This window comes from Streptomyces sp. V1I1, assembly GCF_030817355.1.
Classification (GTDB): Bacteria; Actinomycetota; Actinomycetes; order Streptomycetales; family Streptomycetaceae; genus Streptomyces.
Window position 1 is genome coordinate 2894358 of the sequence record NZ_JAUSZH010000001.1, and the last position, 16643, is coordinate 2911000.

Here is a 16643-nt window from a genome sequence, read left to right on the forward strand (position 1 = left end):
ACGCATAACCAGACACAATGGCACTTAAAGGGAGAAAATGAGGCTAGTGATATCCGAACCACAAGGGGCGCGCTGAAAGCGCATGCGCCGGGAATCCCTGCTCGTCCCCTTCACAAGCGGGGACGTGACGCGCGACACTCGCAGGCGCATGAGCCATGCCACCGCACCCTGCGGAAGTGAGGGCAAGTCATGTCCCAGCAGGAAGACCTGATGGTGATTCAGCGGCGCCTCGACGAGCTGGTCCAGCGTGTCGGAGAGCTGGAGCGGACCGTCGATCAGCTACGTGGCGCCGGCCCGGCCACGACTGCCGAGCCGATCACACCGGGCACGAAGACACCGGGCCGCCCCGAGCTGGTCACCATTCCCGACGTCCCGTACAACAACGCGCTGTGGACGGATTCGGACGACGAGGGCCTGGGCGTCCGAGACCGGCACGCTCCCTAGGAGACCTCGTTGGCCACAGGTACTGAACCACCACAAGTCAATACGGGCGTGCACGGTGCCACGCGCGCCGCCATCGGACCGCGCCATCTGCGCACCGACCGCTGGTGGCTGTCGCCCGCCCTGACCGCCGGCGGACTGCTCGCCTTCGTCATCTACTCGACCTGGCGGGCATTCGCCAACGCCGACTACTACGCGGCGCCGTATGTCTCGCCGTTCTACTCGCCCTGTATCGCGGAGAACTGCGAGCCGATGCGGCACGGCCCCAACTGGGAGATCTTTGGCAGCTGGTGGGGTCTGTCCCCGGCCCTGCTGATCCTGATCTTCCCGCTCGGCTTCCGGCTGACCTGCTACTACTACCGCAAGGCCTACTACCGGGGCCTCTGGGCCTCGCCCCCGGCCTGCGCGGTCGCCGAGCCGCACAAGAAGTACACCGGCGAGACCCGCTTCCCGCTGATCCTGCAGAACATCCACCGGTACTTCTTCTACGCGGCGATTCCGGTCGCCGGAATCCTCACGTACGACACTGTGCTCGCCTTCCGCGACGAGCACTACGAGTGGGGCCATATGGGCCTCGGCACCCTCGTCCTCCTGATCAACATCGTGCTGATCTGGGCGTACACCCTCTCCTGCCACTCCTGCCGGCACATCATCGGCGGCCGGCTGAAGCACTTCTCCAAACACCCGGTGCGCTACCGCCTGTGGGGCTGGGTCGGCAAGCTGAATGAGCGCCACATGCTCCTCGCATGGACCTCGCTGATCAGCGTCGCGCTAGCCGACTTCTACGTCTATCTCGTCGCGTCCGGTGCCTTCGACGATCCGAGGTTGTTCTGACATGACGCAACTCGAACGACAGCAGTGGGACGTCGTGGTGGTGGGCGCGGGCGGCGCGGGCCTGCGGGCCGCCATCGAAGCGCGCGAGCGGGGCGCCCGCACGGCGGTCATCTGCAAATCCCTCTTCGGCAAGGCCCACACGGTGATGGCCGAGGGGGGCATCGCGGCCTCCATGGGCAATGTGAACCCCGGGGACAGCTGGGAGGTGCACTTCCGCGACACCATGCGCGGCGGGAAGTTCCTCAACCAGTGGCGGATGGCAGAGCTGCACGCGCGTGAGGCGCCCGACCGGGTCTGGGAGCTGGAGACCTGGGGGGCGCTCTTCGACCGCACGGCCGAGGGGAAGATCTCCCAGCGGAACTTCGGCGGACACGAGTACCCACGACTGGCGCACGTCGGCGACCGGACGGGCCTGGAGCTGATCCGTACGCTCCAGCAGAAGATCGTCTCGCTGCAGCAGGAGGACAAGGAAGAGTTCGGCGACTACGAAGCCCGGTTGAAGATCTTCCAGGAGTGCACGGTCACCCGCGTACTCAAGGATGGCGACAGGGTCTGCGGGACCTTCTGTTACGAGCGGGAGTCCGGGCGCTTCTTCGTTCTCGAGGCGCCGTCCGTGGTGCTGTCCACCGGCGGCATCGGCAAGTCCTTCAAGGTGACGTCCAATTCGTGGGAGTACACCGGCGACGGGCACGCGCTGGCGCTGCTCGCGGGCGCACCGCTGCTCAACATGGAGTTTGTGCAGTTCCACCCGACCGGGATGGTCTGGCCGCCTTCGGTGAAGGGGATCCTCGTCACCGAATCGGTGCGCGGCGACGGCGGTGTGCTGCGCAACTCCGAGGGCAAGCGGTTCATGTTCGACTACGTTCCCGACGTCTTCAAGGAGAAGTACGCGCAGTCGGAGGAGGAGGGCGACCGCTGGTACGAGGACCCGGACAACAACCGGCGTCCTCCCGAGCTGCTGCCGCGCGACGAGGTGGCCCGCGCCATCAACTCCGAGGTCAAGGCAGGCCGCGGCTCCCCGCACGGCGGCGTGTTCCTGGATGTCTCGACCCGGATGCCGGCCGAGGTCATCCGGCGTCGGCTGCCGTCGATGTACCACCAGTTCAAGGAGCTGGCGGACGTCGACATCACGGCGGAGGCGATGGAGGTCGGACCGACCTGTCACTACGTGATGGGCGGCATCGCCGTCGAGTCCGACACCGCGGCCGCGGTCGGGGTTCCCGGCCTGTTCGCGGCTGGCGAGGTCGCCGGCGGGATGCACGGCTCCAACCGGCTCGGCGGGAATTCACTGTCCGACCTGCTGGTCTTCGGACGGCGGGCGGGTCTGCACGCGGCCGAGTACGCACAGGGGCTCAGCGACCGCCCCGCGGTGGAGGACGGGCAGATCGACGAGGCCGCGGCGGAGGCACTGCGTCCGTTCAGCGCCGAGGGACCGCAGCCGGGCGAGGAGAACGGGAAGCCGCCGGAGAATCCGTACACCCTTCATCAGGAGCTCCAGCAGACGATGAACGACCTGGTCGGCATCATCCGGCGCGGGGCGGAGATGGAGCAGGCGCTGGAGAAGCTGGCGGGTCTGCGGGTACGGGCGCGGCGCGCCGGGGTCGAGGGGCACCGGCAGTTCAACCCCGGCTGGCACCTCGCGCTGGACCTGCGGAACATGCTGCTGGTCAGCGAGTGCATCGCGCGGGCGGCGCTGGAGCGCACCGAGAGCCGCGGCGGGCACACCCGCGAGGACTGCCCGACGATGGAGCGCGAGTGGCGGCGGGCCAATCTGCTGTGCCAACTCGTCGACCCCACCGGCGGCTTGGTGGCCACCGACCCGGTGCGCGGCCAGATCGCGCTCGTACGTAAGACGACCGATCCCATCCGTCCCGACTTGCTCGCCCTCTTCGAGAAGGAGGAGCTGGTCAAGTACCTCGCCGAAGAGGAGCTCTACGAGTGAGCAGCTACACAGCGGCCTTCAGGGTCTGGCGCGGTGATGCGGACGGCGGGGAGCTGGAGGACTTCGCCGTCGAGGTCAATGACGGGGAGGTCGTCCTCGACATCATCCACCGCCTCCAGGCCACCCAGGCCTCCGATCTCGCGGTCCGCTGGAACTGCAAGGCGGGCAAGTGCGGTTCGTGCAGCGCGGAGATCAACGGCCGGCCGCGGCTGCTGTGCATGACCCGGATGTCGGTCTTCTCGCGCGAGGAGACGATCACGGTGACGCCGCTGCGGGCGTTCCCGGTGGTGCGGGACCTGGTGACGGATGTGTCCTTCAACTACACGAAGGCGCGCGAGGTGCCGTCGTTCGTGCCGCCACCGGGGGTGCGGGCGGGCGAGTACCGGATGCAGCAGATGGATGTGGACCGCTCGCAGGAGTTCCGCAAGTGCATCGAGTGCTTCCTGTGCCAGGACACCTGCCATGTGGTGCGCGACCACGAGGAGAACAAGGCGGCGTTCGCCGGTCCGCGCTTTCTGATGCGGGTGGCGGAGCTGGACATGCACCCGCTGGACGCGGCCGCCGAGGCGGGCCTGGACCGCAAGAAGGCCGCCCAGGACGAGCACGGTCTGGGCTACTGCAACATCACGAAGTGCTGCACGGAGGTGTGCCCCGAGGGCATCAAGATCACCGACAACGCGCTGATCCCGCTGAAGGAGCGCACGGTGGACCGGAAGTACGACCCGCTGGTGTGGCTGGGCGACAAGATCAGGCGGCGGGGCGCGGAGGACTAGGGCGTGTATTAGAAGTCCCGCCTGCCCCGCGACGCCTGGCACGCACCCTCGCGATGTTGTCGGAGTCGCCCAAGTACGCCCAGTACGAGGGCGATCCTCCGCCTTGCGATTGCACGCACCAGACGCCGCGGGGCCCGCCCTTCGGGCGGACGGCGCTACTTCTAAAACACGCCCTCGGCTCAGGCGGGACCGCCCCAGCTATTTCGGTACGCCGTCCAGTCGGCCTCCTCCGCCGCGAAGTCGACATACAGCGCGACCCCGAACCGCTTGCGGTCGCGGTCCGTACGCCCAAGTCCCAGCCGGGTGCCGCGGATCGCGGCCGCGACGGTTTCGGCGTTCTCCCAGTGGCCGATGTCGTCCTCGTGGAAGAAGGGCAGGCCCATCAGCAGATCGGTGTCCTCGGGGGTGACTTCGAGGGCGAGCGCGGTCTGCTGGGCGACATATCCGCCGTACAGGCTCTCCAGCGGGATGGCCGTGTCGTACGACATGACGGCTATCTGGTCGACCCGGCGGGCGACCTGGCCGAAGAACTCCTGCGACCACCACTTGGGGTGCCCGGTGAGCCCGCCCGCGAGTGAGTGGAGGGCGGGCAGGGGGTCGATCTGGTGCGCGGCGATGGACAGCGGCACGCTGCGGGCCCGCGTCAGCTCGCGCAGATCGTCGAGCAGCGAGAGATAGTCGCGGTCGCCGGAGTGCAACGGCTCCAGGTCGTAGTGCACGCCGTCGAAGCCCGCGTCCAGGATCTGGTCGGTGGAGCGCACGACGGCCGCGCGGGTGCCGGCATCGGGCAGCTTCAGCCCGTCCGGGCCTTCGCTCGCCAGCTTGTCGCCGAGCCAGGCCTGGACGCGTATGCCGGGGATCTTCCGGTGGACGGCGTCTATCAGCCACCGCGCGCGTGGATAACGGTCGGCGGGCAGACTTCCGTCGTGCTCCAGCGGGCCGGCGTGAACATACAGGTCCCGTATCCCGGTCCCTCTTATCCGCGCGGCGAAGGCGTCGAGGTCGGCGTCCTTCTTCCGGCCGTCCACCCAGGCATGACCGAGCCAGACCGCGTCCTGGCCGCGTGTCTTCGTGCCGTCCTTCAGGTCGCCCGCGTAGTTGACGCGCAGCGCGATCGCGCCGGTGAGGGCAGGGAGAAGGAGGACGACGGTCACGGCAAGGGCGATCCGCCTGGGCCATCTGAGACGCGGGCCGCGCCACATTCCCAGGAGCGCACGCGCACCCGAATAAACGCGCAGCGCCCTGACGCGCTCGCGCACCCCCACCCCGTTTTTGATCCCCATGCGTCGCAACGTTAGGTCATGGGTCTGACACCGGGTCCGACACCGCGGGTCGGGGGGATCTGGTGCTCAAGCAGGCGTCGGTGGCGCGCCGCCCGGCCCGGACCTTTCGGCGCGGGCCGCCGGCCTTCTTGGGGGGTCAGAACATTTGGGGGCGTCAGAACATGCTGAGCAGCTGCTCGACAGTGGGCTCGGACGTCGAGTCCCCGTCGGGCAGGGCGAGTTCGAACCAGACCGTCTTGCCGCGCGGGGTCCGGCGCGAGCCCCAGGCCGCGCTCAGCAGGCCGACCAGTTGCAGTCCGCGGCCGCCCTCGTCGGTGTCGCGCGCCCGTCGTCGTCTCGGCTGGACCAGGCCCGAGTCCCACACCTCGCAGACCAGGGTGCGGTCGCGCAGCAGGCGCAGCCGGATCTCGCCCTCGCCGTACCGCAGCGCGTTGGTGACCAGCTCGCTGACCAGCAGCTCGACCGTGTCGACGAGCGCTTCGAGGTCCCAGGCGACCAGCTGGGCGCGGGCCAGTTCGCGGGCCCGGCCCACCGAGCGGGGTTCGCGCGGCAGCCGCCAGTCGCCGACGGCATCGACTGGCAGCCCCTGGATGCGGGCCATCAGGAGCGCGATGTCGTCCTCGCCGTGCCGGGTGTCGAGGGTGTTCAGCACATGGTCACAGACGTCTTCGAGGGGACGTACTGGATCGGTGAGCGCGGTGCGGAAGGCACGCAGTCCCTCGTCGAGGGGGTGGTCACGGGATTCGACGAGCCCGTCGGTGTAGAGCGCGAGCAGCGCGCCTTCCGGGAGCTCGACCTCGACCTCTTCGAAGGGCTCGCCGCCCACCCCGAGCGGCATCCCCGGCGGCACGTCGAGCAGCAGCGCCTCCTCGTCCGGTTCGACGAGCACAGGCGGCAGATGGCCGGCGTTGGCGAAGGTGCAGCGACGGGTGACCGGGTCGTAGACGGCGTAGACACAGGTGGCGAGATAGACCTCGGAGAGGTCGGCCTCGCGGGATTTGTGAGCGACGCGCGAGGCCTGCTGCGCGCCGCTCGGGCTGCCGAGGCCGCGGGCGATCTCGTCGAGCGCGGAGAGCACTTCGGCCGGCTCCAGGTCCAGCAGAGCCAAGGTCCTTACGGCCGTGCGCAGTTCACCCATGGCGACCGCGGCCCGCAGTCCTCGCCCCATCACATCGCCCACCACCAGGGCGGTGCGGTGGCCCGGCAGTTCGATGACGTCGAACCAGTCTCCGCCCACCTCGGTGGCCGTATTGCCCGGGAGATAGCGGCAGGCGATGTCCAGGCCGGCCGCCTCCGGGTCTCCGGGCGGGAGCAGGCTGCGCTGGAGGATCAGCGCGCGCTCGTGTTCCCTGCGGTAGAGCCGGGCGTTGTCGATGCAGACGGCGGCGCGGGCGGCGAGCTCGACGGCGAGCGCCCGGTCCCGTTCCCCGAAGGGCTCGCTGCCCTTCGTACGGGAGAACTGCACCAGGCCGACGACGGTGTCGTGCGCGACCATCGGCACCGCGAGCGTGGACTGGACGAGGGTGCCGTCCTCGCCCGGGATCGACTGGACCCGGGCGGTGCGCAGGGCGCTGGCGCAGGGCGAGTTGAAGGGATAGTGGTGGACCTCGCCGACCGCGGTGGGGGTGCTTGCGTTGTGGCCGCAGCCCGGAGTGGTGACCAGTGGCGTGTCCGAGACGGCGCTGGCGAAGGCGACCCGGCGCAGCTCGGCGCTTCCGTCCGCACTGCCGGGGGGAGCCTCGTCACCGGTGAGGAGTCCTTGATAGAGGTCGACCGACGCGAGGTCACAGAAGCCGGGGACGGCGACGTCGAGGAGTTCGCGGGCGGTGGTCTCCAGATCGAGGGAGTTGCCGATGCGGGCGCTCGCCTCATTGAGGAGGGCGAGGTTGCGGCGGGCGCTGGCGGCCTCGCGGGCGGCGTTTTGACGGCGGGTCACGTCGGTGCCGATTCCGGCCACGCCGATGGGGCGGCCGGATCCGCTGTGCACCCGGTAGAGGTTGATCGACCAGTGCCTGCGTTCCGTGCTGCCCGGCGGCGCTCCGACGATCTGGAGGTCGATGGCGGATTCGCCGGTCTCCAGGACCCGGCGCAGCGATGCGTTCATCCGCTCGGCCTCGGGGCGGGAGAGATAGTCGTGGACGGTGCGTCCGCGGTGGTCGTCGGCGGCGCCTCCGAAGACGGTGGCGAAGCGCTGGTTGGCGCGCTGCACGGTGAGGTCCGTGCCGAACAGGAGGAAGCCGAAAGGAGATTGGCCGAAAATCGCCTGCGAAGCGGCGAGGTCAGTCTCGATCCGGCGCAGTGCACGAACGTCCACGACGATACAGAGCGCAGCCTTGTCGCCGCTCTCCGTCTCACTCGGCATCACATAAACCTCGGCGACGCCGTGTGCGCCGCGCTGCCTCGGCATGCGGAAGGGGACCAGACCGGTCCACTCCTTGCCGTCAAGGATCTCGGCCACGTGGCGGCGGCCGCGCGGGCGCAGATCGGCGGGCATGAAGACCTCGACCGGGTCCTTGCCCCTGACCTCGTCTGCAGTGATACCGAAGAGATCTACGGCACGCTGACTCCACTGGTCGACCAGCCCGTCCGGGCCGATCGAGAAAGAGGCAACCTTGATGTAGTCATAGATCGAGCCAGGCGGGCTGCTCTGCCATACGACACCGCTCGCCGTCTCAGGTATTTCGCTCACGCGACCGTCCCCTCCAGCTCACCGCACCGGACCGGCCATGACCGCAGTATTCAGCACTACGGCCCCGACCGACACGGCGTTCACGATCACAGCACGGTCTCGTTCATTTTGAGCCGGGCCCCGCGTGATCGTTGTCCCTTCACACTTCTAACCAGTGACGGGCAGCTCGAACCACACGGTCTTACCGGTCCTCCCACGCCGTGTGCCCCATCGGCGGGCAGTACAAGCCACCAGTTGCAGCCCGCGTCCGCCCTCGTCATCGGGCTCCGCGGCGCGTTCGGTGGGGGGATCCGGAAGTGGATCGGAGACTTCGACAAGCAGGCTGGGGGTGGTCTCGCCGAGCTCGGGGCGGACCAGCCGGACCCCGATGGGACCCGATGCATACCGTAGAGAATTAGTCACCAGCTCGCTGACCAGGAGCTCGGTGACATCACCTATGACCGGGTCCAGTCCCCAGGCGCGCAGGGTGTCACGCACTGCGTGCCGGGCGGCGCGCACGACGCCGGGCTCGGCAGGGAAGGTCCACTCGGCGACTTCGCCTTCGGTGTCGATCACACCGCTCACTTCCCAGACCGGCAGCAGACCCGCGCCCTATTTAGGACGGTTAATCAGCACATACCCCCAATTTGGGGCGAGGTATCGCGGCGAGGGCAGCAATGGGTGCACCGTGGCACGAACGGCGTATGCATCAGTCGCGCGCGCCGTCCCGCTCGCTTTCCCGCAGCAGTCGCGCGGCCTCGGCCACGGCGGGCCGGTCCTGATCGAGCCAGTCGACGGCATCGGTCTCGTGCGGAGCCAGCCAGCGCAGCGCGTCGTGGTCCTCGAGCGGCTGCGGCTGCGGCTGCCCGGAGATCAGCCGGGCCGTCCACACCTGGAGTACGTAGCCCGGCTTCAGCAGCCACTCGCCGGGGATCCGCGCCAGCGGCTCCGTCTCGACGCCCAGCTCCTCGCGCAGCTCGCGCACCAGCGCCTGCTCGGGGCTCTCCCCCGGCTCCAGCTTGCCGCCGGGCAGCTCCCAGCGGCCGGCGAGCTCTTCGGGGGCGCTGCGGCGAGCGGCGAGCAGCCGCCCCCGGTCGAACACGGCCCCGGCAACCACCACTACGCGACGCTCGTTCATGCGCCGGAGCGTACTTCGCGCCCGCCCCCCGCCCGGCACGGTCGGGTCGGTCGGCTCGTCCGACGCCGGCGCCGGACGCTAGTGCGTCGTCTGCCCGATGCGCTCGACCCAGTACAGCTGCTTGTGTCCGCGGCCGTCGAGCGTGTCCGCGATCTGCTGCGCCTCGTCCCTGGTGGCGTATCTGCCAACGCGGTAGCGGTTGCCGTTGTCGTCCTGCCGTATGACGAGCCAGGGCAGCACAGCGGCACTGTCGTTCATCGCGCCCCTCCCTCGGCCGGCCTGCAGGTCTGTAACGATCGCCAGGAAACCGCACTACGCATATGCCCGAGCCTACGCCTGACCTTCACTCAGCGGATACGGATTTACACAAAGAGATAAGAAGAGGGGCGCACCCGACTGGATGCGCCCCTTCTGGCTGGTTCCGGCCGCCCCTACGCGCCGGGCGACGGCGCCTCCGGTACGACCTCCGGTCCGACCTCCGGAACGACCGCTGACACGACCGCCGACCCGGCCTTCGCCACGGCCTTAGGCATCGTCGGCACCGGCATCAGCACCGGGCCCGACGCCGGGTCCTTGCGGCAGACGTCCCCGCACTCGGAGTCGAGCGAGCAGCACAGCGAGCAGATCGGGCCCGACTGGACCGGGCAGTCCGCGATGTCGGGGAGCTCGTACGCCGTCTCGCAGACCGCGCACTCATGGGTGGCGGTGATGTCCTCAATCTCGACCTCGGGCCCGTTCACCGGGTTCGGCCTGGCCAGGTAGTACTTGCCCTTCGTCGCCCAGGCGATCAACGGGCACAGCACCAGAGCCAGTCCTGCCGCGATGAAGGTCGAGAAGGCCTCCGCGTACCGGCCGAAGAGGCCGAAGAAAGCGAGGATCGAGACCGTCGACGCGATCATCATCGCACCGAAGCCGGCCGGGTTCACGGCGTACAGATAGGCCCGCTTGAACTCGATGTACTTGGGACTGAGCCCGATCCGCTTATTGATAACCAGGTCCGCGGCGACCGCCGCGATCCAGGCGATGCCCACGTTCGAGTAGAAGCCCAGCAGCTTTCCCAGGGCCGCGAACATGTTCATCTCCATCAGCGTCAGCGCGATGGCGAGGTTGAGGAAGATGTACCAGACCCGGCCCGGGTGCTTGTGGGTGATACGGGAGAAGAAGTTCGACCAGGACAGCGAGCCGCTGTAGGCGTTGGTCACATTGATCTTGATCTGCGAGACGATCACGAACAGCGCGGCCGCGGGCAGGGCGACCGACCCGAGCCAGGGCTTGAGCGCCTCGATCTGCGGGGCGATCGGCTCCAGTGCGTGCGTCTTGCCGACGGCCTCCAGCGCGACGAAGGCGAGGAAAGCGCCGCCGAGCTGCTTGGCCGCGCCGATGATGACCCAGCCCGGTCCCGCGGCGAGCACGGCGAGGTTCCAGCGGCGCTTGTTCGCCTCCGTCTTGGCAGGCATGAAGCGCAGATAGTCGGCCTGTTCGCCGATCTGAGCGATGAGGGAGAGCGCGACGCCCGTGCCCAGGCCGAAGCCGATCCAGGAGAGGCCCGCGCCTGCCCCTTCCGTACCGCCGAAGGAGCCGAACGCACCCCACGCGTCAGGGACTTCGAAGGCCAGCACCACGAAGGGGAGCACCATGCCGATGATCCAGACCGGCTGCGTCCATGCCTGCACCTTCGCCAGCGCGCCCATCCCTTTGAAGACGATCGGGATGACGACCAGCGTGGTGAGCAGATAGCCGATCTCGACGGGCAGTCCGACGGCCTGGTGCATGGCCTGCGCCATGATCGAGCCTTCGAGCGCGAAGAAGATGAAGGTGAACGAGGCATAGATGAGGGACGTGAGCGTGGAGCCGAAGTAGCCGAAGCCGGCGCCACGGGTGACCAGATCCATGTCCAGGCCGTACTTGGCACAGGCCCGGGCGATCGGTATCCCGGTAAGGAAGATGATCACCGCGGCGGTGAGGATCGAGGCCAGCCCGCTGGTGAAGCCGTAGGTGAAGACGATCGACGCGCCGATGGCGAAGTCCGCGAGATAGGCGATGCCGCCGAGCGCGGTGCCGGCGACCATCGAGGGCGACCAGCGCCGGAAGGAGTGCGGCGCATAGCGCAGCGAGTAGTCCTCGCGGCTCTCGTCGGCGGCGAGCTTCGCATAACTCCGTTTGGGTGGCGGCGACTGCCGCTCTTCGTCCGGGGTGTTGGCCGGCGTCGTGGTGACAGATGTGGCGGTGTCCGTCATCAGTGGCTTCCCGTTCGTCGGTCCGTGTGCGGGGGCGCGCGTACGGACGGGAAGGTAGGAGCCGGACATGACAGCATGTCGCAGCACGCGATTGCCCGGGCGTTACGGGACGCGAGCGGGCGTTAACTCGTGATCACGGGGGCCGGACGCACTGTTCGCGTACCGGTCACTTCACCGGCAGGTGGTATGCGATCCGGTAGCGGTCCGCCGGGACTACGACGTCCGCCGTCTCGACCGGTCGCCCTGATGCGTAGTAGGTCCGTTCGACGACCATCACCACATGGCCCGGTACGCCGCCGAGTGCCAAAAGCTCCTCCGCAAGCCCCGGCCGGGCACCGACCTCCTCCGCGACGTTGTCCACGACGACTTCGATGGCCGCCATCCGCTCGACGACGCCGCAGCCGCCGAGCGGGCCCTCCTCCGGCAGCATCACGGGGGTGCGCCCGGTGACTTCGATCGGCTCCCAGGAGGTGGAGAGCATCATCGCCTCGCCCGCGTCGCGGAACACATAGCGCGTACGCATCACCCGGTCGCCGAGCCGAATGCCGAGCCGGGCCGCGATCTCCGGGCCCGCCTCCTCCTGTTCGCTGCTCGACTCCCAGGTGCCCCGGGCCCCCTCCTCGGCCTGTTCCTGACGAAAGGGGCTGGCGCCCGTCGGCGGTCGGTAGCCGGAGCGGGCGATCCGGCGCGGGACCGGCCGCTCGCGGACATACGTGCCCGAGCCCGAGCGGCCCTCGACCAGTCCCTCTGCCATCAGGACCTTGCGGGCTTCCAGGGCGACGGTGTCCGAGACTCCGTACTCCTCGCGGATGCGGGCCTGCGAGGGAAGTCGGGTGTGCGGCGGCAGCGAGCCGTTGACGATCTGCTGTCGGAGATCGCTCGCAACGCGCAGATAGGCGGGCTGCTCACCGAATGTCACTGGCCACTCCCAACAGGTTGACAGACAGCAACAGACTGGCAACCGTGGGTTGTTGACCGCAAGCGTGGGCCAGAGTTTCACTCGAAGTGATGACTTACGTTTAAGCAGGCTCTTACCGCAGGTACGGCCATCAATCCGAGTCGAACCATTGACCCATAATGGTCCAGACCAATACGTTGCTGGCCATGCGTCGAAACTGCCGAAGATCCCTTGCCAGGGCGGCCGTTGCCGCCTTCTCCCTCTCCCTCCTCGCCACCCTCGCGCCCGCCGCCACCGCCACCCCCGGGCACGTCCAGCACCAAAAGCCCTCGTACAAGCGCGTCGGATACTTCACCCAGTGGGGCGTCTACGGCCGGGACTTCCAGGTCAAGGACATGGACACCAGCGGCCAGGCGGCCAGGCTCACCCACATCAACTACGCCTTCGGGAACGTGAGTTCCGACGGCAAGTGCTTCACCGGCAGCGTCCCCGGCGAGGCGGACGCCTGGGCCGACTACGCCCGCCCGCTGGACGCCGCCGACTCGGTGGACGGTGTGGCCGACACCGCCGAGCAGCCGCTCGCGGGCAACTTCAACCAGCTGCGCGAGCTCAAGGCCAAGCACCCAGGCCTCAAGGTGCTGATCTCCCTGGGCGGCTGGAGCTGGTCCACCCACTTCTCGGACGCGGCCCGCACCCCCGTGTCCCGCAAGGCGTTCGTCTCCTCCTGCATCGACCTCTACATCAAGGGCAACCTGCCCGTCGACGGAGCCCGCGGCGGCGCGGGCGCGGCAGCCGGGCTCTTCGACGGCGTCGACCTCGACTGGGAGTGGCCGGGCTCGGCGGGCGACACGGACACCGTGTACCGGCCCGAGGACAAGCAGAACTTCACCGCGCTGGTACGGGAGTTCAGGACGCAGCTCGACGCGCTCGGGAAGAAGGGGCGCAAGCACTACGAGCTGACCGCCTTCGTCCCGACCGCCCCAGCCAAGATCGACGCGGGCTTCGAGGTCCGCAAGATCATGCGCGACCTCGACTTCGTCAACCTCCAGGGCTACGACTTCCATGTCTCGGGCGAGAAGACCACCGCCCAGCAGTCCGCGCTGTACGCACGCGGCGACTTCAGCGTCGACCAGACCGTCCGCGACTGGCAGCGCCGCGGGGCGCCCGCCCGCAAGCTGGTGATGGGCATGCCCTTCTACGGACAGGGCTGGACCGGCGTGACCGGTGGCGGCGACGGCCTGGGCCGGCCGGCGACAGCGCCGGCGCCCGCGACCTGGGCGGCCGGTTACGAGGACTACAAGGCTCTCAAGAAGCTGGCGGACTCGGGGACGTACACACTCCACCGGGACCGGCGCGGCGGCCACGCCTGGCTCTTCGACGGCACCACCCTGTGGACGTACGACGATCCGCAGGTGCTGCGCGCCAAGACCTCGTACATCCGTGAACGGGGTCTCGGCGGCGCGATGTTCTGGTCCCTGGACGGGGACACCGCGGACGGCGAGCTGATGACCGCCGTCGACCGCGGGCTCTCGCGCCGCTAGCTGTCGGGCGGGGCGGTAGCCGGACGAGTCCGGTGCCTGGGCTGTCGGTGGCTCAGGCGCCGGACGCTGTCGTGGACTCGTCCGCGGGCTTCTCGGTGGACTCCTGCGTGGACTCTTCGGCCGGCGGGGCCGCTTCCAGGCCGAGCGTGCGGCGGACGGAGATCTCGGTGCTCCCCGTGAGCGCGTCCTCGCCCTCATAGCCGTGGTCCCAGAAGGTGTCCTCGTCCTGCGCGAGGGCGGCCTTGTCCCAGTGGGCGCGTGCCCGGTCGTACTCCTTCGCCCGCGCCTTCGCCCCTCCCGCCGCGGCTGCCGGCCAGCGGTGCTCGCGCAGGTTCTTCGCCTGTGCGGCGAGTGCGAGGGAGGTCTTCTGGGCCCAGCCCCGGTACCCCACGGGGTCGTCGGTGAATCCCCCCTCCGGGTCGGCCACATGGACAGCCGACTCTGCCTTCAAAAAGGCGAGTTGGTGCGGGTCGAGTGTGGTGGCATCGCGCCGTACCGACCCTTGGATCTTGGCACCGTCGGTGGCGAAGGCACAGGTCACGGCATCGTCACCGAGCCGCCAGCTCCGCTTGGTCGGCAGGTAGTAATACGTCTCGGTCCCCTTCGGCACCGCCCACGGGTCCAGTGCGTACGCGTCGTTGATCTCCTGACAGCGCTCGTAGGCGAGCTCGTCGAGGCGGCTCTCGCCGGGATAGGAGTCGTAGCCGCGGACCTGGAAGCCGCCGGAGACCTCCGCCTCGTGCTTGCCCGCGCAGTCCACCACAGCGACGTCCGCGGTCTCCTGCTCCTGGACGCCGCTGCCGGGGAGGTTGAAGCAGTCGCCCTTGCGCAGATCCAGGGTGCTGCGCGAGCGGGACGCCTCGTCCATGCCCTTGCGGAACCCGTCCCAGGCCTCGCCGATCCCGCCGTTGGCAACCGCGACGAGCAGCAGCGCCGTACTGATCGAGGAGAGAGCGATGCCCGCGATCGCCATGCCCTTCCCCCGCTCTCCCCTCTTCTTGATCTGAGAGAGGGCTATCAGTCCGAGGACCAGGCCGAGCGGCGGCACACAGCAGACGATCCCGACGACGAGGGAGGCGATGGAGAGGCCGTTCACGGACGGCCTGGGGGCGTACTGCGGATATGGCTGCCAGCCCTGGGTGGATGGGTCCACGACTACGGCGCTCCTCATCGAGATCGTACGAACAGGCGCGCGGATCATACGCCCACCCAGATGGGAGGGGGCGGCCGCCGTGGCGACCGCCCCCTCCGTCTCACTCAGAGTTCAGAACTGCGCTAGCTCAGAACTGAAGCGCCCAGGAGTCGATCTTGCCGACGTCCTGTGCCGCGTTGTCGCTGACCCGCAGCTTCCACGTGCCGTTCGCGACCTCGGACGAGGCGTTGACCGTGTACGTGGTGTTGATGTTGTCCGTGCTGCCGCCGGCGCCATACGCCTTCAGCGTGTACGCGGTACCGTCCGGCGCGATCAGCTGGACCTGGAGGTCACCGATGTACGTGTGCTGGATGGCAACGGGCACCTGCAGGGCGGCCGGAGCGTTCCCGGTGACTCCGCTGGCGGTGATCGGCGACTCGGCGGTGGCGAAGTCGCTGATCGTGAAGTCCGCGGTGTTCTCGAACTTCTTGCCGGGCGGCTGGGTGTCACCGCTGCCGACGAACAGCAGGCGGTTCGGCGAGCCGGTGCCCGGGTTGCTCACCGCGCCGCTCGTCGCGGCGGTGGTCAGGGCCGTGGAGACCTGGGCCGGGGAGGCGGTCTTGTTGGCCGCGAGGTAGAGCGCCGCCGCGCCCGCGACGTGCGGGGTCGCCATAGACGTGCCGGAGATCGTGTTCGTCGCCGAGTCGCTGGTGTTCCAGGACGAGGTGATCGACGAGCCCGGGGCGAAGATGTCCAGCACGGTGCCGAAGTTGGAGAAGCTGGAGCGGGCGTCGGTGCTGGTCGTGGAGCCGACGGTGATGGCCTCCGCGACGCGCGCGGGCGAGTAGTTGGAGGCGTTGGAGCTGTCGTTGCCCGCCGCGACCGCGTAGGTGACGCCGGAGGCGATGGAGTTGCGCACCGCCGTGTCGAGGGCGGTGTCGATGCCGCCGCCCAGGCTCATGTTGGCGACCGCCGGCTTGACGGCGTTCTGCGTCACCCAGTCGATGCCGGCGACGACCTGCGCGGTCGTGCCCGAGCCCTGGTTGTTGAGCACCCGGACGCCGACGATCTTGGCCTTCTTGGCCACGCCGTAGGACGAACCGGCGACGGTGCCGGCCACATGCGTGCCGTGGCCGTTGCCGTCCTGCGCGGTGTTGTCGTTGTCGATGGCGTCATAGCCGTACGACGCCCGGCCGCCGAAGTTGCTGTGGGTGATCCGTACACCGGTGTCGATGATGTACGCGGTCACACCCTCACCCGCGGTGTCCGGGTAGGTGTAACTCTGGTTCAGCGGGAGGGTCCTCTGGTCGATCCGGTCCAGGCCCCAGGACGGCGGGTTCGGCTGGGTGCCGGTCGCTTTGAAGACACGGTTCTGCACGACGGACGCTACGTCCGGGTCCGCGGCGAACTTCTTCGCCTGCGCCTCGGAGAGCTCGACGGCGTAGCCGTTCAGCGCGGCTTCGTACGTCTTCTTGATCTTCGCACCGTACTCGGCCGCGAGCGCCTTGCCTGCCTTGGAGTCCGCTTCGGGCGCCGACTCGTCGAGGGTGACTATGTAGCTGCCCTTGATGACTCCGGGTGCGCCGGCGTTCTGAATGACGCCTTCACGGGCCGTCTCGGCCGCGGTGGCCGTGAGGGCGGAAGCCGCGCCGAGCGAGAGCGCGGTGGCGGCTATCGCGCTGGCCGCGGCAAGTCTTCGACGCGAATTACGCATCACTGACATGTGAGGGGTCCTCCTCATTGGTGGTGCGCTTCT

Annotated in this window: 14 protein-coding genes; 5 read left to right on the forward strand and 9 right to left on the reverse strand. The window is 68.7% G+C overall.

Annotated features, from left to right (window positions below; all coding sequences use genetic code 11):
• Positions 1–189 precede the first annotated feature (189 nt).
• The 4 genes from QFZ67_RS13485 to QFZ67_RS13500 are packed head-to-tail and all read left to right on the forward strand — an operon-like array spanning position 190 to position 3990.
• Positions 190–444, forward strand: coding sequence for a hypothetical protein (locus tag QFZ67_RS13485; RefSeq protein WP_307661331.1), 255 nt, complete (start codon positions 190–192; stop codon positions 442–444).
• A 9-nt stretch (positions 445–453) separates the two neighbouring features.
• The gene (locus tag QFZ67_RS13490) at positions 454–1275 is read left to right on the forward strand and encodes a hypothetical protein (protein ID WP_307661332.1); all 822 of its coding nucleotides are present in this window, start codon (positions 454–456) and stop codon (positions 1273–1275) included.
• A gap of 1 nt (position 1276) precedes the next feature.
• Positions 1277–3217 (forward strand): fumarate reductase/succinate dehydrogenase flavoprotein subunit, encoded by a 1941-nt coding sequence (locus tag QFZ67_RS13495; RefSeq protein ID WP_307661333.1) that lies wholly within the window; start codon positions 1277–1279, stop codon positions 3215–3217.
• Positions 3214–3990, forward strand: a complete 777-nt coding sequence (locus tag QFZ67_RS13500; RefSeq protein ID WP_307661334.1) for a succinate dehydrogenase/fumarate reductase iron-sulfur subunit — start codon at positions 3214–3216, stop codon at positions 3988–3990. The genes QFZ67_RS13495 and QFZ67_RS13500 overlap by 4 nt, the downstream gene beginning before the upstream one ends.
• Before the next feature lie 179 nt (positions 3991–4169).
• Here QFZ67_RS13500 and QFZ67_RS13505 read toward each other — a convergent pair whose 3' ends face one another.
• The 7 genes from QFZ67_RS13505 to QFZ67_RS13535 all read right to left on the reverse strand — a co-directional run bounded on the left by QFZ67_RS13505 (position 4170) and on the right by QFZ67_RS13535 (position 12235).
• A complete protein-coding gene (locus QFZ67_RS13505; RefSeq protein ID WP_373430019.1) occupies positions 4170–5273 on the reverse strand; it encodes a hypothetical protein in 1104 nt (367 codons plus the stop codon).
• Positions 5274–5427: 154 nt separating this feature from the next.
• Positions 5428–7962 carry a SpoIIE family protein phosphatase gene (locus tag QFZ67_RS13510; RefSeq protein WP_307661336.1) on the reverse strand — a complete coding sequence of 845 codons (2535 nt, stop codon included), beginning with the start codon at positions 7960–7962 and terminating at the stop codon, positions 5428–5430.
• A gap of 147 nt (positions 7963–8109) precedes the next feature.
• Positions 8110–8526, reverse strand: a complete 417-nt coding sequence (locus QFZ67_RS13515) for an ATP-binding protein (RefSeq protein ID WP_307661337.1) — start codon at positions 8524–8526, stop codon at positions 8110–8112.
• A gap of 124 nt (positions 8527–8650) precedes the next feature.
• Positions 8651–9079 (reverse strand): (deoxy)nucleoside triphosphate pyrophosphohydrolase, encoded by a 429-nt coding sequence (locus tag QFZ67_RS13520; RefSeq protein WP_307661338.1) that lies wholly within the window; start codon positions 9077–9079, stop codon positions 8651–8653.
• A 78-nt stretch (positions 9080–9157) separates the two neighbouring features.
• Entirely contained in the window at positions 9158–9337 is a 180-nt protein-coding gene (locus tag QFZ67_RS13525; protein ID WP_307661339.1) for an SPOR domain-containing protein, read from the reverse strand.
• Positions 9338–9510: 173 nt separating this feature from the next.
• Complete coding sequence (locus QFZ67_RS13530; RefSeq protein WP_307661340.1) at positions 9511–11316, reverse strand: cytosine permease; 1806 nt, start codon at positions 11314–11316, stop codon at positions 9511–9513.
• A 166-nt stretch (positions 11317–11482) separates the two neighbouring features.
• The gene (locus QFZ67_RS13535) at positions 11483–12235 is read right to left on the reverse strand and encodes a GntR family transcriptional regulator (RefSeq protein ID WP_307661341.1); all 753 of its coding nucleotides are present in this window, start codon (positions 12233–12235) and stop codon (positions 11483–11485) included.
• A gap of 185 nt (positions 12236–12420) precedes the next feature.
• Between QFZ67_RS13535 and QFZ67_RS13540 the strand changes: the two genes are divergently transcribed.
• Entirely contained in the window at positions 12421–13755 is a 1335-nt protein-coding gene (locus QFZ67_RS13540) for a glycoside hydrolase family 18 protein (RefSeq protein ID WP_307661342.1), read from the forward strand.
• A 52-nt stretch (positions 13756–13807) separates the two neighbouring features.
• Here the strand turns inward: QFZ67_RS13540 and QFZ67_RS13545 are convergent, their stop codons facing one another.
• Positions 13808–14908 (reverse strand): DUF4190 domain-containing protein, encoded by a 1101-nt coding sequence (locus tag QFZ67_RS13545; RefSeq protein WP_307661343.1) that lies wholly within the window; start codon positions 14906–14908, stop codon positions 13808–13810.
• A gap of 127 nt (positions 14909–15035) precedes the next feature.
• A complete protein-coding gene (locus tag QFZ67_RS13550) occupies positions 15036–16610 on the reverse strand; it encodes a S8 family peptidase (protein ID WP_307661344.1) in 1575 nt (524 codons plus the stop codon).
• Positions 16611–16643: the final 33 nt, after the last annotated feature.

What these genes read in the sequence shown, in the direction of transcription:
- QFZ67_RS13485 (WP_307661331.1), top strand. Translation starts at nt 190, where the DNA reads ATGTCCCAGCAGGAAGACCTGATGGTGATTCAGCGGCGCCTCGACGAG.
- QFZ67_RS13495 (WP_307661333.1), top strand. Translation starts at nt 1,277, where the DNA reads ATGACGCAACTCGAACGACAGCAGTGGGACGTCGTGGTGGTGGGCGCG.
- QFZ67_RS13505 (WP_373430019.1), bottom strand. Translation starts at nt 5,273, where the DNA reads ATGGGGATCAAAAACGGGGTGGGGGTGCGCGAGCGCGTCAGGGCGCTG.
- QFZ67_RS13520 (WP_307661338.1), bottom strand. Translation starts at nt 9,079, where the DNA reads ATGAACGAGCGTCGCGTAGTGGTGGTTGCCGGGGCCGTGTTCGACCGG.
- QFZ67_RS13525 (WP_307661339.1), bottom strand. Translation starts at nt 9,337, where the DNA reads ATGAACGACAGTGCCGCTGTGCTGCCCTGGCTCGTCATACGGCAGGAC.
- QFZ67_RS13530 (WP_307661340.1), bottom strand. Translation starts at nt 11,316, where the DNA reads ATGACGGACACCGCCACATCTGTCACCACGACGCCGGCCAACACCCCG.
- QFZ67_RS13540 (WP_307661342.1), top strand. Translation starts at nt 12,421, where the DNA reads ATGCGTCGAAACTGCCGAAGATCCCTTGCCAGGGCGGCCGTTGCCGCC.
- QFZ67_RS13550 (WP_307661344.1), bottom strand. Translation starts at nt 16,610, where the DNA reads ATGTCAGTGATGCGTAATTCGCGTCGAAGACTTGCCGCGGCCAGCGCG.